At 53.6% G+C, this 22,480-nt stretch carries 18 protein-coding genes; 9 read left to right on the forward strand and 9 right to left on the reverse strand.

The window, feature by feature from the left end:
• Positions 1–13 precede the first annotated feature (13 nt).
• From polB to rluA, 3 genes are all read left to right on the forward strand, one after another.
• Positions 14–2,365: a DNA polymerase II gene (gene polB / locus ACO7SM_RS17995; protein ID WP_490468637.1), complete on the forward strand. Its 2,352-nt coding sequence runs from the start codon at positions 14–16 to the stop codon at positions 2,363–2,365.
• A 131-nt stretch (positions 2,366–2,496) separates the two neighbouring features.
• Positions 2,497–5,403 carry an RNA polymerase-associated protein RapA gene (gene rapA, locus ACO7SM_RS18000; RefSeq protein WP_490468638.1) on the forward strand — a complete coding sequence of 969 codons (2,907 nt, stop codon included), beginning with the start codon at positions 2,497–2,499 and terminating at the stop codon, positions 5,401–5,403.
• Between the two features lie 11 nt (positions 5,404–5,414).
• Positions 5,415–6,074, forward strand: a complete 660-nt coding sequence (gene rluA, locus ACO7SM_RS18005) for a bifunctional tRNA pseudouridine(32) synthase/23S rRNA pseudouridine(746) synthase RluA (protein ID WP_490468639.1) — start codon at positions 5,415–5,417, stop codon at positions 6,072–6,074.
• A 93-nt stretch (positions 6,075–6,167) separates the two neighbouring features.
• Here rluA and djlA read toward each other — a convergent pair whose 3' ends face one another.
• Complete coding sequence (gene djlA, locus ACO7SM_RS18010; protein WP_490468640.1) at positions 6,168–6,980, reverse strand: co-chaperone DjlA; 813 nt, start codon at positions 6,978–6,980, stop codon at positions 6,168–6,170.
• A gap of 332 nt (positions 6,981–7,312) precedes the next feature.
• On the opposite strand from djlA, the gene lptD reads away from it, so the two are divergent.
• The 6 genes from lptD to apaH are packed head-to-tail and all read left to right on the forward strand — an operon-like array spanning position 7,313 to position 14,071.
• Positions 7,313–9,685: an LPS assembly protein LptD gene (lptD, locus tag ACO7SM_RS18015; protein WP_490468641.1), complete on the forward strand. Its 2,373-nt coding sequence runs from the start codon at positions 7,313–7,315 to the stop codon at positions 9,683–9,685.
• A gap of 53 nt (positions 9,686–9,738) precedes the next feature.
• Positions 9,739–11,025, forward strand: coding sequence for a peptidylprolyl isomerase SurA (surA, locus tag ACO7SM_RS18020; RefSeq protein ID WP_490468642.1), 1,287 nt, complete (start codon positions 9,739–9,741; stop codon positions 11,023–11,025).
• Positions 11,025–12,014: a 4-hydroxythreonine-4-phosphate dehydrogenase PdxA gene (gene pdxA / locus ACO7SM_RS18025; RefSeq protein WP_490468643.1), complete on the forward strand. Its 990-nt coding sequence runs from the start codon at positions 11,025–11,027 to the stop codon at positions 12,012–12,014. Before surA ends, pdxA begins: the two co-directional genes overlap by 1 nt.
• Positions 12,011–12,832, forward strand: a complete 822-nt coding sequence (gene rsmA, locus ACO7SM_RS18030; protein ID WP_192611048.1) for a 16S rRNA (adenine(1518)-N(6)/adenine(1519)-N(6))-dimethyltransferase RsmA — start codon at positions 12,011–12,013, stop codon at positions 12,830–12,832. Before pdxA ends, rsmA begins: the two co-directional genes overlap by 4 nt.
• 2 nt (positions 12,833–12,834) lie before the next feature.
• A complete protein-coding gene (gene apaG, locus ACO7SM_RS18035; protein ID WP_490468644.1) occupies positions 12,835–13,212 on the forward strand; it encodes a Co2+/Mg2+ efflux protein ApaG in 378 nt (125 codons plus the stop codon).
• Between the two features lie 10 nt (positions 13,213–13,222).
• Positions 13,223–14,071, forward strand: a complete 849-nt coding sequence (gene apaH, locus ACO7SM_RS18040) for a bis(5'-nucleosyl)-tetraphosphatase (symmetrical) ApaH (protein ID WP_490468645.1) — start codon at positions 13,223–13,225, stop codon at positions 14,069–14,071.
• Positions 14,072–14,164: 93 nt separating this feature from the next.
• Here apaH and folA read toward each other — a convergent pair whose 3' ends face one another.
• The 8 genes from folA to ACO7SM_RS18080 form a co-directional block, all read right to left on the reverse strand.
• On the reverse strand, positions 14,165–14,644 hold the full coding sequence (gene folA / locus ACO7SM_RS18045; RefSeq protein WP_162380932.1) for a type 3 dihydrofolate reductase: 480 nt from the start codon (positions 14,642–14,644) through the stop codon (positions 14,165–14,167).
• Between the two features lie 198 nt (positions 14,645–14,842).
• Positions 14,843–16,705, reverse strand: a complete 1,863-nt coding sequence (gene kefC, locus ACO7SM_RS18050) for a glutathione-regulated potassium-efflux system protein KefC (protein WP_490468646.1) — start codon at positions 16,703–16,705, stop codon at positions 14,843–14,845.
• The gene (gene kefF, locus ACO7SM_RS18055; RefSeq protein ID WP_490468647.1) at positions 16,698–17,228 is read right to left on the reverse strand and encodes a glutathione-regulated potassium-efflux system oxidoreductase KefF; all 531 of its coding nucleotides are present in this window, start codon (positions 17,226–17,228) and stop codon (positions 16,698–16,700) included. The genes kefC and kefF overlap by 8 nt, the downstream gene beginning before the upstream one ends.
• A gap of 120 nt (positions 17,229–17,348) precedes the next feature.
• On the reverse strand, positions 17,349–18,674 hold the full coding sequence (locus tag ACO7SM_RS18060) for an MFS transporter (protein WP_490468648.1): 1,326 nt from the start codon (positions 18,672–18,674) through the stop codon (positions 17,349–17,351).
• A 118-nt stretch (positions 18,675–18,792) separates the two neighbouring features.
• Positions 18,793–19,080 (reverse strand): ferredoxin-like protein FixX, encoded by a 288-nt coding sequence (gene fixX, locus ACO7SM_RS18065; RefSeq protein WP_490468649.1) that lies wholly within the window; start codon positions 19,078–19,080, stop codon positions 18,793–18,795.
• Complete coding sequence (locus ACO7SM_RS18070) at positions 19,077–20,363, reverse strand: FAD-dependent oxidoreductase (RefSeq protein ID WP_490468650.1); 1,287 nt, start codon at positions 20,361–20,363, stop codon at positions 19,077–19,079. The genes fixX and ACO7SM_RS18070 overlap by 4 nt, the downstream gene beginning before the upstream one ends.
• A gap of 57 nt (positions 20,364–20,420) precedes the next feature.
• Positions 20,421–21,362 (reverse strand): electron transfer flavoprotein subunit alpha/FixB family protein, encoded by a 942-nt coding sequence (locus tag ACO7SM_RS18075; protein WP_490468651.1) that lies wholly within the window; start codon positions 21,360–21,362, stop codon positions 20,421–20,423.
• 11 nt (positions 21,363–21,373) lie between these two features.
• Positions 21,374–22,147: an electron transfer flavoprotein FixA gene (locus tag ACO7SM_RS18080; RefSeq protein WP_490468652.1), complete on the reverse strand. Its 774-nt coding sequence runs from the start codon at positions 22,145–22,147 to the stop codon at positions 21,374–21,376.
• Between the last annotated feature and the right edge of the window lie 333 nt (positions 22,148–22,480).

The following is a 22,480-nucleotide window of genomic DNA, read 5'->3' on the forward strand; positions in this document are numbered from 1 at the left end:
ATGGGTACACAGCGTGGCGCAGGCAGGTTTTATTTTAACCCGGCACTGGCGGGATACCCCGCAGGGAACGGAAGTCTCATTCTGGCTGGCGACGGACAATGGTCCATTGCAGGTCACGCTCGCGCCGCAGGAGTCGGTGGCGTTTATCCCCGTCGATCAAATTCCCCGCGCCACTGCATTGTTAAGCGCTGAAAATGGCTACCGTATCGCGCCGCTCAACCTGCGGGATTTTCATCGCCAGCCAGTTTCCGGTTTGTATTGCCGCTCCCATCGACAGCTCATGCGTCTGGAAAAACGGCTGAAAGAAAACGGCATTACGGTCTATGAAGCCGATGTACGCCCGCCGGAGCGCTATCTGATGGAGCGGTTTATCACCTCTCCGGTGTGGGTCGATGGCGAAAACCATCATGGCGCCATCGTTAATGCGCGCCTGAAACCCAACCCGCATTATCGACCACCGCTGAAATGGGTGTCGCTGGATATCGAAACCAATCGCCACGGCGAGCTTTACTGCATTGGTCTGGAAGGCTGCGGCCAACGTACCGTGTATATGCTCGGCCCGGAGAATGGCGATGCCGGGGGGCTGGATTTTGAGCTCGAATATGTGGCAAGCCGCCCTCTGTTGCTGGAAAAACTCAACGCCTGGTTTGCTCAATACGATCCTGACGTGCTTATTGGCTGGAATGTGGTGCAGTTCGATTTACGCGTCCTGCAAAAACATGCTGAACGCTATCGCATTCCTTTATGCCTGGGGCGCGAGAAAACTGAGCTGGAATGGCGCGAGCACGGCTTTAAAAACGGGGTGTTCTTCGCTCAGGCAAAAGGACGGCTGATTATCGACGGCATTGAAGCGCTGAAATCCGCGTTCTGGAATTTCTCCTCATTTTCTCTGGAGACCGTTTCGCAGGAGTTGCTCGGCGAAGGTAAATCCATCGACAATCCCTGGGATCGCATGGACGAAATTGACCGCCGTTTCGCCGAAGATAAACCCGCACTGGCCACCTATAACCTGAAAGATTGCGAGCTGGTCACGCGGATTTTTCGCAAAACGGACATCATGCCGTTTTTACTGGAACGCGCGACGGTCAACGGGCTGCCCGCCGATCGTCACGGCGGTTCAGTTGCCGCCTTCGGGCACCTCTATTTTCCACGTATGCACCGCGCCGGTTATGTCGCGCCAAATCTGGGGGAAGTACCACCCTTAGCCAGCCCCGGCGGTTATGTGATGGACTCTCGCCCCGGTCTGTATGACTCGGTGCTGGTACTGGATTACAAAAGCCTGTACCCCTCAATCATCCGCACGTTTCTCATTGATCCGGTCGGCCTGATAGAAGGCATGGCGCAGCCCGATCCCACACACAGTACCGAAGGATTCCTCGACGCCTGGTTCTCACGGGAAAAACACTGTCTGCCGGAGATCGTTACCCAGATCTGGCTCGGGCGCGACGAGGCAAAGCGTCACGGCAATAAACCGCTTTCACAGGCGCTGAAGATCATTATGAATGCGTTTTACGGCGTGCTCGGCACCACTGCCTGCCGTTTTTTCGATCCCCGACTCGCCTCCTCAATCACCATGCGCGGCCACGCGATCATGCGCCAGACCAAAGCGCTCATTGAAGAACAAGGCTATGACGTTATCTATGGCGATACCGACTCCACATTCGTCTGGCTGAAGGGCGCGCACTCGGAAGAAGAGGCGGCGAAAATAGGTCGTTCGCTGGTACAGCATGTTAATGCGTGGTGGGCGCATTCATTGCAACAACAACAGCTAACCAGCGCGCTGGAACTGGAGTTTGAAACCCACTTCTGCCGCTTTCTGATGCCCACTATTCGCGGGGCGGATACCGGCAGCAAAAAGCGTTATGCCGGGATGATTCAGGAAGGCGACGCGCAACGGATGGTGTTCAAAGGGCTGGAAACAGTACGCACTGACTGGACGCCGCTGGCGCAACAGTTCCAACAGGAGCTGTATCTGCGTGTTTTTCGTAACGAGCCGTATCAGGATTACGTGCGGGAAACCATAGATAAACTGATGGCGGGAGAGCTGGACGAAAGGCTGGTCTATCGAAAACGTCTGCGCCGTCCATTAAGTGAATATCAACGAAATGTCCCTCCACACGTTCGCGCTGCCCGACTCGCCGATGAGCAGAACCTGGCGCGCGGGCGGCCTGCGCAATACCAGAATCGCGGCACCATAAAATATGTGTGGACGACAAATGGCCCCGAACCTGTGGATTATCAACACTCGCCGTTGGATTACGAGCACTACCTGACGCGCCAACTACAGCCCGTGGCGGAGGGAATTCTTCCCTTTATTGATGATAATTTTGCTACACTACTGACAGGGCAACTGGGGTTATTTTGACGCGTGACGAACGCGCCGCCATCCAGTACCATAGCGCCCTTTCCATTCCTGGACCCATATAACCCTGCTGCCACTTTAGCCTGGCAGTGGGTGATTATTGCCTGCAATTAAAGATATAGAGCCAAACACATATGCCTTTTACACTTGGTCAACGCTGGATCAGCGATACAGAAAGCGAACTGGGACTTGGAACTGTTGTTGCGATGGATGCGCGAACCGTCACCTTACTTTTCCCGGCTACAGGTGAAAACCGTCTGTATGCGCGTAGTGACTCCCCCGTGACCCGCGTGATGTTTAATCCCGGTGATACGATTACAAGCCATGAAGGCTGGCAGTTGCAAATCGATGAAGTAAAAGAAGAAAATGGTCTGCTTGCCTACGTGGGGACTCGTCTTGATAGCGAAGAAGCGGGCGTCATGCTACGTGAAGTGCTGCTCGACAGTAAACTGGTCTTCAGTAAACCGCAGGATCGTCTGTTTGCAGGTCAAATCGATCGTATGGACCGATTTGCGCTGCGCTATCGCGCACGTAAATTTCAGAGCGAACAGTATCGTATGCCGTGGAGCGGTCTGCGCGGTCAGCGTACCAGCCTGATCCCACATCAGCTCAATATCGCTCATGACGTTGGCCGTCGCCACGCCCCGCGCGTGCTGTTAGCCGACGAAGTCGGTCTGGGAAAAACCATTGAAGCGGGGATGATCCTGCATCAGCAATTGTTAGCCGGTGCAGCAGAGCGCGTATTGATTATCGTGCCTGAGACGTTACAGCATCAGTGGCTGGTTGAAATGCTGCGTCGTTTTAATCTGCGTTTCGCGCTGTTTGATGATGAACGTTACGCAGAAGCCCAGCATGACGCTTATAACCCGTTTGAAACCGAACAACTGGTTATCTGCTCGCTGGACTTCGCCCGTCGCAGTAAGCAACGCCTGGAACACCTGTGCGACGCCGAATGGGATCTGATGGTTGTCGATGAAGCGCACCACCTGGTGTGGAGCGAAGAGGCCCCCAGCCGTGAATATGCCGCTATCGAACAACTGGCGGAGCGCGTTCCGGGTATCCTGCTGCTTACCGCAACGCCGGAACAACTGGGAATGGAAAGCCACTTCGCGCGTCTGCGTCTGCTGGATCCAAGCCGCTTCCACGACTTCGGGCAATTTGTTGAAGAGCAGAAAAATTACCGTCCGGTTGCGGATGCCGTTGCGATGCTGCTGGCAGGCAATAAGCTGAGCAATGACGAACTCAATATGCTCGGCGACCTGATTGGCGAGCAGGATATCGAACCGCTGCTGCAAGCCGCCAACAGCGATCGTGAAAACGCACAGAGCGCCCGTCAGGAACTGGTTTCCATGCTGATGGATCGCCACGGCACCAGCCGCGTGCTGTTCCGTAACACCCGTAACGGCGTTAAAGGCTTCCCGAAACGCGAGCTGCACACCATTAAACTCCCGCTGCCAACGCAGTATCAAACGGCGATTAAAGTCTCCGGGATTATGGGCGCACGTAAAAGCGCGGAAGACCGAGCCCGCGACATGCTCTACCCGGAGCAGATTTATCAGGAATTCGAAGGCGATACGGGCACATGGTGGAACTTCGATCCCCGCGTTGAATGGCTGATGGGCTACCTGACCAGTCACCGCTCGCAGAAAGTGCTGGTGATTTGTGCGAAAGCCACCACCGCATTGCAGCTGGAGCAGGTTCTGCGCGAGCGCGAAGGTATTCGCGCCGCCGTATTCCACGAAGGTATGTCGATTATTGAGCGCGACCGCGCTGCCGCCTGGTTTGGGGAAGAAGACAGCGGCGCTCAGGTTCTGCTCTGTTCTGAAATCGGTTCCGAAGGCCGTAACTTCCAGTTCGCCAGCAACCTGGTGATGTTTGACCTGCCGTTTAACCCAGACCTGCTGGAGCAGCGTATCGGTCGTCTGGATCGTATCGGCCAGGCGCACGATATTCAGATCCACATTCCTTTCTTAGAAAAAACCGCGCAGTCGGTACTGGTTCGCTGGTATCACGAAGGTCTGGATGCGTTTGAGCACACCTGCCCGACCGGACGCACCATCTATGACACGGTTTATAACGATCTGATCACCTTCCTGGCCGCGCCTGAAAACAATGACGGCTTCGACGAGCTGATTAAATCCTGTCGCGAACAGCATGAAGCACTGAAAGCGCAACTGGAGCAGGGTCGTGACCGCCTGCTCGAAATTCACTCTAATGGCGGTGAAAAAGCGCAACAGTTGGCCGAAAGTATTGAAGAGCAGGATGACGATACCAACCTGATTGCGTTCGCCATGAACCTGTTTGATATCGTGGGGATTAACCAGGACGATCGCGGTGAGAATCTGATTGTACTGACACCTTCTGACCACATGCTGGTGCCGGACTTCCCGGGTTTACCTGAAGATGGCTGCACCATTACCTTCGAGCGTGACGTGGCACTGTCGCGCGAAGATGCGCAGTTTGTGACCTGGGAACACCCGCTGATCCGTAACGGTCTGGATCTGATTTTGTCGGGCGATACCGGCAGCAGTACAATTTCTCTGTTGAAAAACAAAGCATTGCCGGTCGGTACGTTGCTGGTTGAACTGGTATATGTGGTGGAAGCCCAGGCACCGAAACAACTGCAACTTAACCGCTTCCTGCCACCAACGCCGGTTCGTATGTTGCTGGACAAAAACGGCACTAATCTGGCGGCACAGGTTGAGTTCGAAACCTTCAACCGCCAGTTAAGCGCCGTGAACCGTCACACCGGCAGTAAGCTGGTCAATGCGGTTCAGCAGGATGTCCACGCGATTTTACAACTGGGCGAAGCGCAGGTAGAAAAATCTGCCCGTGCATTGATCGACGCCGCACGTAGCGAAGCCGATGAAAAACTCTCCGCAGAGTTGTCACGTCTGGAAGCGCTGCGCGCCGTCAACCCTAACATCCGTGATGACGAACTGACGGCTATCGAGACGAATCGTCAGCAGATTCTGGAAAGCCTCGATCAGGCGAACTGGCGTCTGGATGCGTTGCGCCTTATTGTCGTCACGCATCAATAACGGAGCTGAAAATGGGAATGGAAAACTACAATCCGCCGACGGATCCCTGGCTGGTTATCCTGTATCAGGATGAGCACATTATGGTGGTCAACAAGCCGAGCGGCTTGTTGTCTGTGCCGGGTCGTCAGGAAGAGCACAAAGACAGCGTGATGACGCGTATCCAGCGCGACTACCCGCAGGCAGAGTCGGTGCATCGTCTGGATATGGCGACCAGCGGCGTGATTGTAGTGGCGCTCACGAAAGCGGCCGAACGTGAACTCAAACGTCAGTTTCGCGAGCGTGAGCCGAAAAAGCAGTATGTTGCGCGCGTGTGGGGGCATCCCGCGCCCAGCGAGGGCGTGGTCGATTTACCGTTGATTTGTGACTGGCCGAACCGGCCAAAACAAAAAGTGTGTTATGAGACGGGAAAAGCGGCACAAACCGAATATGAAGTGGTGGATTTCGCGGCGGATAATACCGCCCGGGTCGTCCTCAAACCGATTACCGGGCGTTCTCATCAGCTACGCGTACACATGCTGGCGCTGGGACATCCTATTTTAGGCGACCGGTTTTATGCATCCCCAGAAGCACTGGCAATGGCACCACGCTTGTTACTGCATGCCGAAATGCTCACCATTACGCATCCTGCATACGGTAACAGCATGACCTTCAAAGCCCCGGTGGATTTTTAACATAACTGCCTGATGACGCTATGCTTATCCGACCTACAAAGTTCATCAACGTAGGCCGGATAAGACGCGTTGCGTCGCCATCCGGCAAAACCATCACTTAAAGCCTTTCTGCTCTTTGATCAACTCATACGCTTTTTGAATTTCCTGCGCTTTTTGCTTCGCCATCTCCATCATCTCCGGCGGTAAACCTTTCGCCACCAGTTTGTCAGGATGGTGCTCACTCATCAGCTTACGATAAGCGCGTTTGATCGTCGTCGCATCGTCGTCAGGTTTCACGCCGAGCACGTTACAGGCATCTTCCAGCGTCGGCCCGCGCTGCGCCTGTTGCCATCCACCGCCGGATTGCTGCTGATATCCGCCGCCAAACTGTGCCCCGCCCTGCATCATGCGCAGAAACTGGTCAAACTGCGTGCGGGAAATCCCTAACTCTTCGGCGATCACATACAGCACTTCCCGCTCGTTCGGATGCAAAGTGCCATCGGCAAACGCCGCCTGAATCTGAATCTCCAGAAACATGCGGATCAGATCGAATCGCCCAAAGCAGACGCTACGAAACTGGCGCATTTTTTCGCGTAATGGGTAATTGTCTGATTTTCCGACGCGGAAGGCATGTTGCGCCGCCGTACGTGATTCACCATGCAAATTCATCCGATCCATCAACTGACTGGCGATATGAATATCGGCTTCGGTAACGCGCCCCTTCGATTTGGTTAAGTGTCCCATGACTTCAAAAGTCGTGGCAAAAAACAGCGCCTGACGTTCACGTTGGTTCGCAAACCACGCCATTTTGCGACTGCGGGCTTTGTCGAACATATGCCCGACCAGCAGGCCTAAAACCACGCCCCAGAAGCCTCCGCCCATCATTAGAGCCACGGCGACACCAATTATTTTTCCCCAGTACTGCATAGACTCCCCAAATCTTTACGCGGTCAGTGAGGCTATGTCCCACAATATAAGGTGCTTTTACGGCAATCAACGCTACGGTCAATTGTGGGACATAGCCTATAATTTGCATTATCATACCTGTCATTCAATGCCGTGCCTAACACCACAGACGCTATATCCATTGGATTTCGAGTTGCAACAAGGCGATAACGTACCGCCATAGAAGATGCAGCCAGGAAGACGGCGGGTATAAAACGGACAGGATTAACACTAGCGCAGTGAAGATGAGTACGTTAGTCTCTGACCGTTTGTCACGCGCAACGCTACCGATGATGGAACAATAAATACAACGTATGAAAAAACGTATTCCCACTCTTCTGGCCACCATGATTGCCAGCGCCCTTTATAGCCAGCAGGGCGCCGCAGCCGATCTCGCCTCACAGTGTTTGCTGGGCGTGCCAAGCTATAACCGTCCATTGGTGCAGGGCGAGACGAACCAGTTACCCGTAACCATTACCGCCGATCACGCCAAAGGGAACTACCCTGATGACGCGGTGTTTACCGGTAATGTGGATATCGCCCAGGGCAATAGCCGTCTTCTGGCTGATGAGGTACAACTCCATCAGAAAGAAGCGCAAGGACTCCCCGAGCCCGTTCGTACTGTCGATGCACTGGGTAACGTCCATTATGATGACAACCAGGTCATCCTGAAGGGGCCGAAAGGCTGGTCGAACCTGAATACCAAAGACACTAACGTGTGGGAAGGCGACTATCAGATGGTCGGTCGTCAGGGGCGCGGTAAAGCGGATCTGATGAAACAGCGTGGCGAAAACCGCTATACCATCCTTGAAAACGGTAGCTTCACCTCCTGTTTACCCGGCGCGGACACCTGGAGCGTGGTGGGCACTGAAGTTATCCACGACCGCGAAGAGCAGGTGGCGGAAATCTGGAACGCCCGTTTTAAAGTCGGCTCTGTTCCGGTCTTCTATAGCCCGTATTTGCAGTTACCGGTTGGCGACAAACGCCGCTCAGGCTTCCTGATCCCGAATGCGCAGTACAGCAGTAATAACTATTTTGAGTTCTATCTGCCGTACTACTGGAACATCGCGCCCAATATGGACGCCACGATCACCCCACACTACATGCACCGCCGTGGCGGCATTATGTGGGAGAACGAATTCCGCTACCTCACCCATGCGGGCGCCGGTTTGATGGAGTTTGACTACCTGAACTCCGATAATGTCTACAGTGACGAAAATCCTAACGATGATAACTCGCGTCGCTGGTTGTTCTACTGGCAACACTCAGGCGTCATGGATCAGGTGTGGCGTTTCAACGTTGACTACACCAAGGTCAGTGACTCCAAATACTTCAATGACTTTGATAACAAGTACGGTTCCAGTACTGATGGCTATGCGACGCAGAAATTTAGCGTTGGCTATGCGGTGGAAAACTTTGACGCCACCGTATCGACCAAACAGTTCCAGGTCTTTAGCGATCAGAGCACCAGCAGTTACTCGGCTGAACCCCAGTTAGACGTTAACCTCTATCAGAATGACGTCGGTCCTTTTGATATGCGTATCTACGGTCAGGCGGTGCATTTTGTTAACAGCAAAGACGATCAGCCGGAAGCAACCCGTCTGCACATCGAACCGACCATCAATTTGCCGTTGTCGAATCAGTGGGGCAGTATCAACACGGAAGCCAAGCTGCTGGCAACCCACTACCAGCAAACCAATCTGGATTCGTACAACAACAATCCGTTAAACACAGAAAAATTGGATGAGTCCGCTGACCGCGTGATGCCGCAGTTCAAAGTCGACGGTAAGATGATTTTTGAACGCGACATGGCCACCTTTGCACCGGGCTACACCCAGACGCTGGAGCCTCGCGCCCAGTATCTGTATGTGCCGTTCCGTGACCAGAGCGGTATCTACAACTACGATTCGTCTTTGCTGCAGTCTGACTATTCTGGCCTGTTCCGCGACCGTACTTATGGCGGTCTGGACCGTATCTCTTCCGCCAACCAGGTCACGACCGGCGTCACATCTCGTGTATATGATGACGCTGCCGTTGAACGTTTTAACGTTTCTCTGGGTCAAATCTACTATTTCACGGAGTCTCGCACTGGCGATGACAACATAAAATGGGAGAATGATGACAAAACAGGTTCACTGGTTTGGGCGGGCGACACCTACTGGCGTATTTCCGATCGTTGGGGTTTACGTAGCGGTCTGCAATATGACACGCGTCTGGACAGCGTGGCGACCAGCAGCAGCAGCATTGAATACCGTCGGGATGAAAATCGCCTGGTGCAACTGAACTACCGGTACGCCAGCCCGGAATATATTCAGGCAACCTTGCCCAGAAATAGTAGCGACACGCGCTGGAATGCCCCGCAGTATAAAGACGGGATCAATCAAGTCGGTATGGTGGCAAGCTGGCCGATTGCTGACCGGTGGTCCATTGTTGGCGCCTACTACTATGACACCAATGTGAATAAAGCTGCCGACCAGATGCTCGGTCTACAGTATAACTCCTGCTGTTATGCGCTGCGCTTCGGGTACGAACGTAAGCTGAATGGTTGGGATAATGACAAACAAGATTCTGTCTACGACAACGTGATCGGCTTTAACATCGAGTTGCGCGGCCTGAGCTCCAATTATGGTCTCGGCACGCAAGAGATGCTGCGCTCGAACATTCTGCCGTACCAGAACTCTTTGTGATCTGATTGATTTACCACGTAATCCGCATTGCGGTTAATTGAAATGGAAAAAGTATGAAGAACTGGAAAACGCTGCTTCTCGGTATCGCCATGATCGCGAATACCAGTTTCGCTGCCCCACAGGTAGTCGATAAAGTCGCAGCCGTCGTCAATAACGGCGTCGTACTCGAAAGTGACGTCGATGGGTTAATGCAGTCAGTAAAACTCAACGCGGGTCAGGCGGGTCAACAGCTTCCGGATGACGCTACGCTGCGCCATCAGATCCTTGAACGGTTGATCATGGATCAGATTATGCTGCAGATGGGCCAGAAAATGGGCATCAAAATCTCTGACGAGCAGTTGGATCAAGCCATCGCCAACATTGCCAAGCAGAACAACATGACGCTGGATCAGATGCGTAGCCGTCTGGCTTACGACGGTCTGAACTACTCGACCTACCGTAGCCAGATCCGCAAAGAGATGATCATCACTGAAGTGCGTAACAACGAAGTACGCCGTCGTGTCACGATTCTACCGCAGGAAGTGGATGCGCTGGCCCAGCAGGTGGGTAAACAAAACGACGCCAGTACCGAGCTGAACCTGAGCCATATTCTGATTCCGCTGCCGGAAAACCCAACCTCCGACCAGGTGAACGAAGCTGAAAGCCAGGCGCGTTCTGTCGTTGAGCAAGCGCAAAACGGCGCTGATTTCGGCAAACTGGCCATCGCCCATTCGGCTGACCAACAGGCGCTGAATGGCGGCCAGATGGGCTGGGGTCGAATTCAGGAACTGCCGGGTATCTTCGCTCAGGCGCTGAGCACCGCGAAAAAAGGTGATATCGTCGGCCCGATTCGTTCAGGTGTCGGCTTCCATATCCTGAAAGTGAACGATATGCGCGGCCAAAGCCAGAGCATTTCGGTGACTGAAGTTCACGCCCGCCATATTCTGCTGAAACCGTCGCCGATCATGACCGATCAGCAGGCGCGCCTGAAACTGGAAGAGATCGCAGCGAACATCAAGAGTGGCAAAACCACGTTTGCCGCCGCAGCGAAAGAGTTCTCTCAGGATCCGGGTTCTGCCAACCAGGGCGGCGATCTGGGTTGGGCAGCGGCTGATATTTTCGACCCTGCCTTCCGCGATGCGCTGACCCGACTGAACAAAGGCCAGATGAGCACCCCGGTGCACTCTTCCTTTGGCTGGCATCTGATTGAACTATTAGATACGCGTAACGTTGATAAAACCGACGCGGCCCAGAAAGACAGAGCCTATCGCATGCTGATGAACCGTAAGTTCTCGGAAGAAGCAGCAACCTGGATGCAGGAACAGCGCGCTGGCGCATACGTTAAAATTCTGAGCAATTAATGAGCACAACTCAACGTGTTGTCATCACTCCCGGCGAACCCGCCGGGATTGGCCCGGACTTAGTTGTCCAGCTTGCACAGCGCGAGTGGCCGGTAGAACTCGTCGTTTGTGCCGATGCCACGCTATTAACAGACCGGGCAGCGATGCTCGGTTTACCGCTCACGCTACTCCCTTATTCGCCCCACTCTCCGGCCAGACCGCAGTCCGCTGGCACGCTGACCCTCTTACCTGTCGCCCTGCGCGCATCGGTCTCTGCGGGTCAATTGGCGGTCGCAAATGGGCAGTATGTGGTGGACACGCTGGCTCGCGCCTGCGATGGCTGTTTGCAGGGCGAATTTGCCGCGCTGGTGACCGGCCCGGTTCACAAAGGCATCATTAATGACGCTGGCGTACCCTTTACCGGACACACCGAGTTTTTAGAAGAACGCTCGCAGGCGAAGAAAGTGGTCATGATGCTCGCAACCGAAGAACTTCGCGTTGCGTTGGTCACCACACATCTGCCGCTCAGAGCCGTTGCCGATGCGATTACGCCTGACCTGCTGCAAGAGGTGATCGGCATTTTGCATCACGACCTGCGCCTGAAATTTGGCCTGGCCGATCCGCATATTCTGGTGTGTGGTCTGAATCCGCATGCCGGAGAAGGCGGTCATATGGGAACGGAAGAGATCGACACGATCATTCCGGTGCTGGATGCGCTGCGCGCACAGGGTATGCATTTAAGCGGCCCACTGCCCGCCGATACGCTATTTCAGCCTAAATACCTCGATAGTGCCGATGCTGTTCTGGCAATGTACCACGATCAGGGTCTTCCCGTGCTAAAATACCAGGGCTTTGGGCGCGGCGTGAATATCACGTTGGGCCTACCCTTTATTCGCACATCTGTTGATCACGGCACCGCGCTTGAACTCGCGGGTCGTGGAGAAGCCGATGTCGGCAGTTTTATTACGGCGCTTAATCTCGCCATCAAAATGATTGTTAATACTCAATGAATAATAGAGTCCATCAGGGCCACTTAGCCCGTAAACGCTTCGGGCAAAACTTTCTCAACGATCAGTTTGTGATCGACAGTATCGTCTCTGCCATCAACCCGCAGAAGGGTCAGGCCATGGTCGAAATCGGTCCAGGGCTGGCAGCACTGACGGAGCCAGTAGGCGAACGCCTGGATCAGCTCACGGTCATTGAACTTGACCGCGATCTGGCTGCACGTCTGCAAACGCACCCATTCCTGGGGCCGAAGCTGACGATTTATCAGCAAGATGCCATGACCATGAATTTTGGCGAGCTTTCCGAAAAAATGGGTCAGCCGCTGCGTGTGTTTGGCAACTTGCCCTACAACATCTCCACGCCGTTGATGTTCCATCTCTTTAGCTATACTGATGCCATTGCTGACATGCACTTTATGCTGCAAAAAGAGGTTGTGAACCGTCTGGTTGCAGGACCAAACAGTAAAGCGTATGGTCGATTAACCGTCATGGCGCAGTATTACTGTCAGGTGATCCCGGTTCTTGAAGTGCCGCCATCGGCCTTTACGCCGCCGCCTAAAGTGGATTCTGCCGTCGTACGTCTGGTGCCGCATACAACGATGCCGCATCCGGTCAAAGATGTTCGCGTGCTGAGCCGTATTACTACCGAAGCCTTTAACCAGCGTCGCAAAACGATTCGTAACAGCCTCGGTAATTTGTTTAGCGTTGAGTTGCTGATCGAACTGGGCGTTGACCCGGCAATGCGGGCGGAGAATATTTCTGTCGCGCAATACTGCAAGATGGCGAACTATCTGTCAGAGAACCCGCCGTCGAAGGAGAGTTAAGCATGATCAATTCGCCCCGAGTGTGTATTCAGGTACAAAGCGTCTATATTGAGGCGCAGTCCGCACCTGATGATGAACGTTATGTCTTTGCATATACCGTGACCATCCGCAATTTGGGGCGAGCGCCGGTACAGCTATTAGGTCGCTACTGGCTGATTACCAATGGTCATGGTCGTGAAACTGAAGTACAGGGTGAAGGTGTGGTCGGCGTACAGCCACACATCGAACCTGGTGAAGAATATCAGTATACCAGCGGTGCCGTCATTGAAACGCCGCTGGGCACCATGCAGGGTCATTACGAAATGATCGACGAAAATGGCGCCGCCTTTACGATCGATATCCCCGTATTTCGACTCGCTGTCCCTACACTCATTCATTAAAACTAAAGCGATGGCAACATACCTCATTGGCGACGTTCACGGTTGCTACGACGAACTGATCGCATTGTTAGAACAAGTAGAATTTACCCCTGGGAATGACACGCTATGGTTGACGGGCGATCTGGTCGCCCGTGGTCCCGGTTCTCTGGATGTGCTGCGCTACGTTAAATCACTGGGTGACAGCGTTCGCTTAGTGCTGGGCAATCATGACCTTCATTTGCTGGCCGTATTTGCTGGCATCAGCCGCAATAAGCCCAAAGACAGGCTGACTCCGCTTCTCGAAGCGCCAGATGCAGACGAACTGCTCAATTGGTTGCGTCGTCAGCCGCTATTACAGGTTGATGAAGAGAAGAAACTGGTCATGGCCCACGCGGGCATCACGCCACAGTGGGATCTCCAAACCGCCAAAGAGTGCGCCCGCGATGTCGAAGCGGTCTTATCCAGCGACTCCTACCCTTTCTTTCTGGACTCAATGTACGGCGATATGCCAAACAACTGGACACCAGAGTTAACGGGGTTGGCGCGGCTACGTTTTATCACCAACGCATTTACCCGCATGCGCTACTGTTTTCCGAATGGTCAACTGGATATGTACAGCAAAGAGTCTCCGGAAAACGCGCCAGCGCCGCTGAAGCCCTGGTTTGCCATACCTGGCCCGGTTAGCGAAGCGTACAGTATTGTTTTCGGACACTGGGCCTCACTGGAAGGCAGAGGCACGCCAGAAGGTATTTACGGGCTGGATACGGGATGCTGCTGGGGCGGTGACTTAACCTGCCTGCGTTGGGAAGATAAAAAATATTTTGTGCAGCCGTCAAACCGTCACCGAAACCCAGGTGAACATGAGGCTGTGGCGTCGTAATCACGCAATAGAAATACAGGCCGGATAAGACGCGTCAGCGTCGTCATCCGGCACTCTGTACCTGATTCTCTGATAGCGCGTTGCTAATCAGTATTACCGGCGTTCCAGAACTTCAAAGCAGTAGCTGTGTGAGTTCTGCTCGTCGGCGTCATGAAACTCACTGAATACCGATTCCCAGTCATCAGGCTCGTAGTCCGGGAAATGCGTATCCCCCTCAACTTCGGCATCAATGTGCGTCAGATACAGCTTCTGCGCTTTCGGCAGGAACTGCTCGTAAACGCGGCCACCGCCAATCACCATAATCTCTGGCGCATCGCCACAGGCTGCCACCGCGTCGTCAACAGAGGTCACCCACTGCACACGATCGTCGGTACCTGGCTGGCTGCTGATAACGATATTCTTACGTCCTGGCAGCGGCCGACCGATGGATTCCCAGGTGTGACGTCCCATAATGACAGGCTTGTTTAACGTGTTACGTTTAAACCAGGCGAGATCGGCAGGCAAGTTCCATGGCATGGCGTTTTCCATGCCAATAACGCGATCTACCGCTAACGCCGCAATCAGACTGATCATTGAATAATTCCCGGATGCAAAAAAATTGTCGCCACTATACGGAAAGCGCAATCTTTCGTCGACTGGCGGAAAGAAGATGAGCACGAAAATTTTCCGTTCTGCTGACGACCCCACTGATTTAAAGTGGAGTGCCAGCCTTACAGTAGTTCAAAAACAGTCAATTAGCAGTAAAGTTTGCAGAACATCACATTTTTTACCTTATGCTGACGGTTTCACTTCCGGCTCATCGGCAACGTCGCCCGTATGTTTACCTTCATCCGTGCCTTGCCAGCCATGGCGTTGAATTAAAGACAAATGTTCGCGATCTTCGGTGATGATTTCACTCAGCATTGCACTGGTACGTTTGTAGACGGCCGCGCGGGCAGTTGCGTCGTTTTCCCCCAGCGCCATCTCTTCAACCATTTGTGTATTGAAACGGCGGAACAGATCCGCGCGTTCACGCGCTTCATAACGGCCTAACCCTAAACTTTCCAGCGCCAGACGTCCGGTCTTTAACGCGCCTTCGAAGGTTTCACGTTCCGGCATCTCCACCCCGGCCTGTCGCAAACGAATGTAGTGATCGACATCGCGGGCGCGGGCAAGAATTTGCAGACTGGGGAAATGGGTCTTCACCATTTCAGTCAGCTCAAGACTGGTTTGCGGATCGTCAATGGCGTTAATTAACACCTCTGCTTTTGCCGCCCCCGCAGATTCCAGCAAATCCATGCGCGTCGCATCGCCGTAAAACACCTTCATACCAAATTTACGCAGCGTCTCAATATGGTCAGGGTCGTGATCGAGAACGACCATTTTCACCCCGCTCGACAACAGCAAACGGCCGGTTATCTGACCATAGCGCCCGAACCCGGCGATGATCACCCGCGGCTGTTCTTCATCAATTTCATCGGCTTCACGTTCTTCTTCGGCGGCGGATTTTTCCATCCGGGTCAGCAACACCAGCAAAATCGGCGTCGCCGCCATAGAGAGTGCAACCGCCAGCGTCAGCGCTTTGGCCCATTCAGGATCCAGTACATTCGCCATTTGCGCCGCCCCAAACACCACAAACGCAAATTCACTCCCCTGCCCTAATAATACGGCAAACCAGCGACGTTGTTTGTTCGGTACCTGTAACGGTCTGGCGATAAGCCACAGCATACCCATTTTAATGACCAGGAAGCCCACCAGCAGAATGACGATACGCAGCGGGTTATCAATCAGCGTGCCAAAATCAATCGACATGCCGACGCCAATGAAAAACAGCCCCAGCAATAGCCCTTTAAACGGCTCAATATCACTTTCCAGCGCATGTCGGTATTCTGAGCTCGCCAGCAGTACGCCCGCCAGAAACGCGCCCATCGCCATTGAGAGGCCCACCTCTTCCAGCAGCAAACCGAAACCGAACACAAGGAACAGCGCCACGGCGCTGAAAACTTCCCGCAGGCCTGAACGCGCCACAAAGCGCAGTGCCGGACGCGTGACATAGCGCCCCAGCAACACCACCAACACCAGGGCACCCGCGACTTTCAAGGCAGAAAGCGCAAACGCCCCCAGGGTCGTGGCGGCACCGCTGGTCGCCAGCAAGGGAATCATCGCCACCAGCGGAATTGCCGCGATATCCTGGAACAGCAGCACCGCAAAGGCGCTACGCCCCATTTGGGAAACCGTCAGATTGCGTTCGTTCATCGCCTGCATGGCGATGGCCGTCGAAGAGAGCGCCAGCGTCATACCAATCAGCTCTGCAACCTGCCAACGCAGACCGAGGAACATGCAGAACAGCCCAATCAGGCCGCCACAGACCACCATCTGCAAAGCGCCGCCGCCAAACACCGAGGCCCGCAGTTTCCACAAACGCTGCGGGTCCAGCTCAAGGCCGATAACAAACAGCATCAGCACCACGCCAATCTCAGCAAAATGCAGGATAGATTCGGCGTCTGTCACCAGGCGTAATCCCCAGGGGCCGATAATGCATCCGGCGATGAGATACCCCAGCACTGACCCCAAGCCAAGCCGCACGGCAATCGGCACAATCAGCGCCGCAGAACCGAGATAAATTAACGCCTGTATTAGCGTGTGACTATCCATTGTGCGTCTCCTGCCATTCCATCAACCGCTGCTTGTAGCGACGCGCCTGCGCCTGTAGCGTTTCGTCATCACAAATAAACGTGCAATGCATAGCAAACGGTGGCTGCCAGGTCAGTCCGCAGTAAATTGCAGTGGCCTGCAGAGGCTGGGAAAGCACGTCAAACCCCGGGTGTGAGCCAATATCAAAGTGGCTTTCGCCGCCGCCCGTGGTGACGGCCCACATCAGGTGTTTATCGCGAAGCGCGGTTCCGCCGTGTCCATAGGCCCAACCGTGAGAAAGGACTTTATCCATCCAGAGTTTTAGCAAGGGGGGAACGCCGTACCACTGCATCGGGTGTTGCCAGATAATCAGATCAGCGCGGGATAGCGCTTCCTGTTCTGCGGCGATATCGATATTGAAGTCGGGATAGAGCTGGTAAAGAGAGCGAATTTCTACACCGTCCAGCGTCCTTGCCTGTTCGAGCATCCGCTTATTCGCATGCGAATGGTGCGGATAGGGATGCGCGTAAATGATAAGAATCATGATTAGCCTGTTATTTTGCGACACTCTTTTACCACAGAGTGTAGTCAGTTATTCACCAGGCTTATAGTCAATATTCTTGAGCGGTCAGGATGAGAATTCTGAACAAGAGGTTCCGGTCGCTTATGGCTTACCGCGAATTTTCATATTCCCTGCCTGCAACAGCGTCAGGCCACGCGTTTCCGGGGCAAACATGACGGAGACAACCAGACCTATCAGCGAAATCAGTGCCCCAATCAGCATCACGTTATTAATTCCGTAACGGGTGATGAAAATCGGTAACGCCCAGGTAGAGACCACCGTCCCAATACGGCTGAGCGACATGATGACACCGACCGCGGAAGCGCGAATGTCAGTGGGAAACAGTTCGTTGGGGTAAAGCCATTGCAAAATACCCGGCCCACCGGAGAAAAACGCATAGACCGCAAATGCCACCACCACCAGACCGATCCCTAAATTGGGGATAAACCCAAGCAGCGCCAGGGCGAACGTCATCATCGCAAAGCTGCCGATAAGCAACGGGCGACGACCGATGCTGTTCAGCCAGAACATGGCCGGAACACAGCCCAGCATAAAGAAGAGGCTAATAACCACGTTTCCTAAGGCCGCACTCCGTCCCTGTTCCCAGCCGAGCAATCCGACTATCTGCGGGCCAAAGGTGTAGATGGCAAACATCGGGATCACCTGGCAAGTCCAGATAACCGCCACGAAAAGCACAAACGGAAAATGACGGCGGTTGAACAACTGCAGGAAGCGGGTTTCCTTAGGCGGTTCATCATCAAACACGACGGGTTCGCCAAACAGTTTGATCATCATCTTCTGACACTCTTCCACCCGCCCTTTGCGTAGCAGCCATCGCGGGGATTCCGGGAGGTCAAAACGGCCAATCAGGATGATAAGGCACGGAATCGCAGCGCTGCCCAGCATCCAGCGCCAGCCGCCTTCAACGTCGTATAAGCAGTAACCGACCAGGTTGGCGCAGGTCGCGCCCACATACCACATGGCGGCAATAAAACCGATGGAGAACGCCCGCTGGCGGGTGTTGGAGAACTCAGTGATCATTGAGGTGGCGATGGGATAATCTGCGCCAATCACAATCCCAATCAGCACACGCATGATGAGCAGTTCAAACGGTGTAGTCACAAACATGGTCGCCACCGATATCACCCCAATGGCGACGATATCGATAAGGAACATTTTGCGGCGGCCGACCTTGTCGCAAATATAGCCAAACAGCGAAGTACCGACAAACAACCCAGCCAGCGTCGCTGCGCCGAGCATACCGATCCACTCTGCGTTCAGGCCCAATGTCGGGGTCAATTGCTCCAGCGCAACGCCGATGATGACGAGTACGTACCCATCCAGAAAAGGGCCACCGCTTCCCCACAGCATGATTCGGCGGTGAATGGATGAGAATTTGATATCGTCAAAATTCCTTGGCTGTTGCATGGTGGCTTCCTGTTTCATCGGCAACGTTGCCGGATGGCGACGCGAAACGTCATATCCGGCCTACAGATCTACATATTTTAGTAGGCCGGATGCGCGTCAGCGTCATCCGGCATCGGGTTTAGCCGTAACGAAACTCCACGCCAAACGTGCCGCGCGGGTATTCCCATTTTTCCAGCGCCGTCCCCAAGCCGAGGATCCGACAGGTGCCGCATTCCAGGCACCCGGCATAATCGAAACGCACGCTACCATCATCCTGTTTTTTATACAGTCCCGCAGGACAGGCCTTAATCAGAACTTCCAGTACCTGTTTATCGGGGTCAGTTTTCATAATGATGTGTGGATTCTCTTCATCCACATTGAATTTATTAACGCCCAGTTTGACGTCTACGTTGACGGAAGAAGTCATAATGCAGTTACCCCTTTAATGCCGTCCTTCATCAGATTGATAAAGCCGACTTTCTTAGCATGGCGCAGGATTTTTTTACGCATCGGCACCGGCGCGCTACCATCGATGGTGAAGAGATCGCGAGCAATGCCGACCACCATTTCAGGGTATTGTTTAAACATGCGCGGGTTGTCGAGGAATGCAGGTAAGCGCTGATACATGCGCATATCACGCATCGGGCCGTTGTCCAGATGCTGATGATATTCCGCCAGTCCTTGCTTGCTGAAATCGTTGCTACGCATGGCGGAGAGTACTGTTTTCGCGGCGGCTTCACCTGCCGAGACTGCCAGATCCATACCGCGAATGGTAAAACCCAGGTTCATACACATTCCGGCGGCATCACCGGCAATCAACACGCCGTCGCCCACCAGTTCAGGCTGCATGTTCATTCCAGCTTCAGGAACGACGTGCGCAGCGTATTCAACCATCTTGCCGCCTGCAATAAGCGGTGCAACTGCCGGGTGTTGTTTAAAGTCTTCCAGCATCTGTGGAACCGATTTTTTGGCGTCCTTCAGATGATGAAGGCCGCACACCAGCCCCAGAGAGATGGTGGTTTCATTGGTATAGAGGAAACCGCCGCCCATCAGGCCGTCGGTTGGCGATCCCGCAAACAGGCAGGCAGCCCCTTCGTTGCCCTGCAACTGGAAGCGATCTTCAATCACCGATTTGGGCAATTCGATAAGCTCTTTCACCCCGACCGCAACGTGTTCTGCTTCAACGCGTTTTGCCATGCCCAACTGTTCTGCCAACAGAGAATTCACCCCATCAGCAAGGATAACGACCTTCGCTTCGAGAATATCGCCATCGGCTTCAACACCCACCACTTTCCCGTCGCGCTTAACGACGTTATCGACGCGGATGCCGGTGATCAGTTGCGCGCCCGCTTCTTCCGCCTGTTCCATGAGCCAGGCGTCAAATTTACTGCGCAGTACGGAATACGAAACTTGTGAAGGCGCGGCGTCTTCACCGTTGAAATAATCCACCGTCATCGCCCCTTTATCCGTCATAAAGGCGAGTTTTTCGTGGGTAATTACACGTTCGACGGGGGCCTGTTCAGCAAACCCAGGGAGAATGCGTTCAAGACTATGGGCATAAATACGCCCACCGGTGACATTCTTCGCACCTGCAGAATTGCCGCGCTCGATAACTAAAACCTGTGCCCCTTCACGGGCGAGCACCAGCGCCGCAACCGAACCGGCCAGCCCTGCTCCCACGATGATGGCATCAAAGATATCTTCGGACATAAGAACTCCAGATTAACCTGTCGATGGCAGAGCCGGGATCCGGCCCTGCCTGGTGGATCAGCGTGCTAACGCGCTCGTGAGCGCTGGCAGGATCTTCATGACGTCGCCGACAATGCCGTAATCAGCGTATTGGAAGATCGGGGCATTTTTATCTTTGTTAATGGCGCAAATGGTTTGTGAGCCGTTCGCCCCTACCATGTGCTGGATTTGCCCGGAAATCCCGACCGCCAGGTACAGATCTGGCTTAAGCATCAGGTTGGAGATCCCGACATAACGTTCATGCTCCATCCACTTTTCGTTTTCCGCTACCGGGCGAGAGCAAGCCAGCTCCGCGCCAATGACTTCACACAGCGCGACTGCCAGAGAAATATTCTCTTTGCTGCCGATACCACGCCCAACGCTGACCACCAGACGTGCTTTGTCGAGATCAACGCTGTTGCTTTGACGCGCCAGTGTTGCCGTGCGGGTCACCGCAATCTCAGGTGACTGCCACTGTACAACCTGCGCAGTCCCACTCAGAGAGGCATCCTGAGCTGCGGCTTCAAACGTGCCGCTGCTGAGCGTGATAACAGCAAATGGCGACGCAATCGTCTCTTCACCAATGGCCAGACCGCCGTAAACCATATGCTTAACGGCCGCATGACCGTCTTTTTTCTCTACCGCGCTCGCATCGTTGGAGACGGCAGCCGACAAACGAAACGCCAGCTTTGCCGCCAGCAGTTTGCCGCGACGGGTATTAGGCAGCAGCACGACGCCCGCCTCGCTTTGCTGACGAATGGTTTGCACCATCACGTCGGCGTAATCTTCCATCATGCGGTCATCGGGCTTACCGCTCAGTTGCCAGACATGATTTGCACCGGACTGAAACGCCGTCACGCCGTCAGTATCGTTAAGCACAAACGCATTAATCTGTTCACCTAAAGCCTGTGCGCCACCCATCAGTTCCGGCAGGCGAGAAGGGGTATCGCTGAATACCCAGACACTGGAAAACTTGCTCATAACATCCCCTTTTAACGAATAATTTTGCGCAGATGATCGGCAAACGCGGCGATCTGTTCTTCACCATCGCCTTCAATGACGATGCGCTGACGTTCGCGCTGTTTCGGCGCAGCAACCTGTTGAGCGGAATACGCATCAACCGCATTGAATCCAATATCCGCTGATGACCAGACCTGAACCGGTTTTTTGGCCGCGCCAAGAATGGCTTTCATGGACGGAATCTGCGGGGTGTTAATGTCGGTAGAAACGGCCACCACCGCAGGAAGGGGAATGCTCAGGGTTTCAATTTCATCTTCCAGCTCACGTTCCACCGTGAGGGTGTTATCCGCCAGCGAGAGGATCTTGCTGACGCCATTAATGGCGGGGATTTGCAGCGTTTCGCCTACCAGCAGGCTCACCTGCTGTGCATAAAGGTCAGAAGAACCATCGCCACAGACAATCAGATCAAAGCCGGATTTTTTCGCGGCGGCAGCCAGCGCGGCAGCCGTATGTTGCGGTAAGGCCTTTTCAAACTGATCGTCAATCACCACAATCAGTTCATCAGGGCCACGGGAGAGCACATCTTTACGCCCTTTGGCGTTAGTCAGCGCTTTGCCGCCTACGCTCAACGCGATCACCTGAGCCTCGCCAACCTGCTGTTTCAACTGACAAGCGGCTTCGATCGCATTCAGATCATATTGGCTAATTTTGCCATCCGCTTTGCTGAGATCTAATGATCCATCAGCATTATTAATCACAATATCCTGTTCATCAGGTACACACTTGTAGCAAGTAATTATCTTCATTGCATCTCCAGAAATCATGAAGGAAACGTCGTTCATATCGGCAGTGTTAAATATACAGATACCACGCTCTTTAATTCGGAAATTAAACATTAATCACCAATATTGAAAATGTCACACACTGATATTTTCAACTTTCAATAATGTTAAGCTCCTCACTAATATTGAAAGCAGACATCAAAACCAAAAACTTTCAATATTGCTTTGTTGATCACCAATATTGAAACCCGGAGGGTTACGAAAGTAAAAAAATTGCATGTAACATGATGATTTTAAATTAAAAAAAACAAAATAATCACCTAAAACAACCCGACATAAAAGTGTGACACTGGTAAC

The sequence above is a fragment of the Citrobacter sp. LJND-P06 genome (genome assembly GCF_058188415.1).

Bases quoted from the DNA above. Each gene is read 5' to 3' on its own strand.
- rapA (WP_490468638.1), top strand. From the start codon at position 2,497: ATGCCTTTTACACTTGGTCAACGCTGGATCAGCGATACAGAAAGCGAA.
- rluA (WP_490468639.1), top strand. From the start codon at position 5,415: ATGGGAATGGAAAACTACAATCCGCCGACGGATCCCTGGCTGGTTATC.
- djlA (WP_490468640.1), bottom strand. From the start codon at position 6,980: ATGCAGTACTGGGGAAAAATAATTGGTGTCGCCGTGGCTCTAATGATG.
- lptD (WP_490468641.1), top strand. From the start codon at position 7,313: ATGAAAAAACGTATTCCCACTCTTCTGGCCACCATGATTGCCAGCGCC.
- surA (WP_490468642.1), top strand. From the start codon at position 9,739: ATGAAGAACTGGAAAACGCTGCTTCTCGGTATCGCCATGATCGCGAAT.
- pdxA (WP_490468643.1), top strand. From the start codon at position 11,025: ATGAGCACAACTCAACGTGTTGTCATCACTCCCGGCGAACCCGCCGGG.
- rsmA (WP_192611048.1), top strand. From the start codon at position 12,011: ATGAATAATAGAGTCCATCAGGGCCACTTAGCCCGTAAACGCTTCGGG.
- apaG (WP_490468644.1), top strand. From the start codon at position 12,835: ATGATCAATTCGCCCCGAGTGTGTATTCAGGTACAAAGCGTCTATATT.
- apaH (WP_490468645.1), top strand. From the start codon at position 13,223: ATGGCAACATACCTCATTGGCGACGTTCACGGTTGCTACGACGAACTG.
- folA (WP_162380932.1), bottom strand. From the start codon at position 14,644: ATGATCAGTCTGATTGCGGCGTTAGCGGTAGATCGCGTTATTGGCATG.
- kefC (WP_490468646.1), bottom strand. From the start codon at position 16,705: ATGGATAGTCACACGCTAATACAGGCGTTAATTTATCTCGGTTCTGCG.
- kefF (WP_490468647.1), bottom strand. From the start codon at position 17,228: ATGATTCTTATCATTTACGCGCATCCCTATCCGCACCATTCGCATGCG.
- ACO7SM_RS18060 (WP_490468648.1), bottom strand. From the start codon at position 18,674: ATGCAACAGCCAAGGAATTTTGACGATATCAAATTCTCATCCATTCAC.
- fixX (WP_490468649.1), bottom strand. From the start codon at position 19,080: ATGACTTCTTCCGTCAACGTAGACGTCAAACTGGGCGTTAATAAATTC.
- ACO7SM_RS18070 (WP_490468650.1), bottom strand. From the start codon at position 20,363: ATGTCCGAAGATATCTTTGATGCCATCATCGTGGGAGCAGGGCTGGCC.
- ACO7SM_RS18075 (WP_490468651.1), bottom strand. From the start codon at position 21,362: ATGAGCAAGTTTTCCAGTGTCTGGGTATTCAGCGATACCCCTTCTCGC.
- ACO7SM_RS18080 (WP_490468652.1), bottom strand. From the start codon at position 22,147: ATGAAGATAATTACTTGCTACAAGTGTGTACCTGATGAACAGGATATT.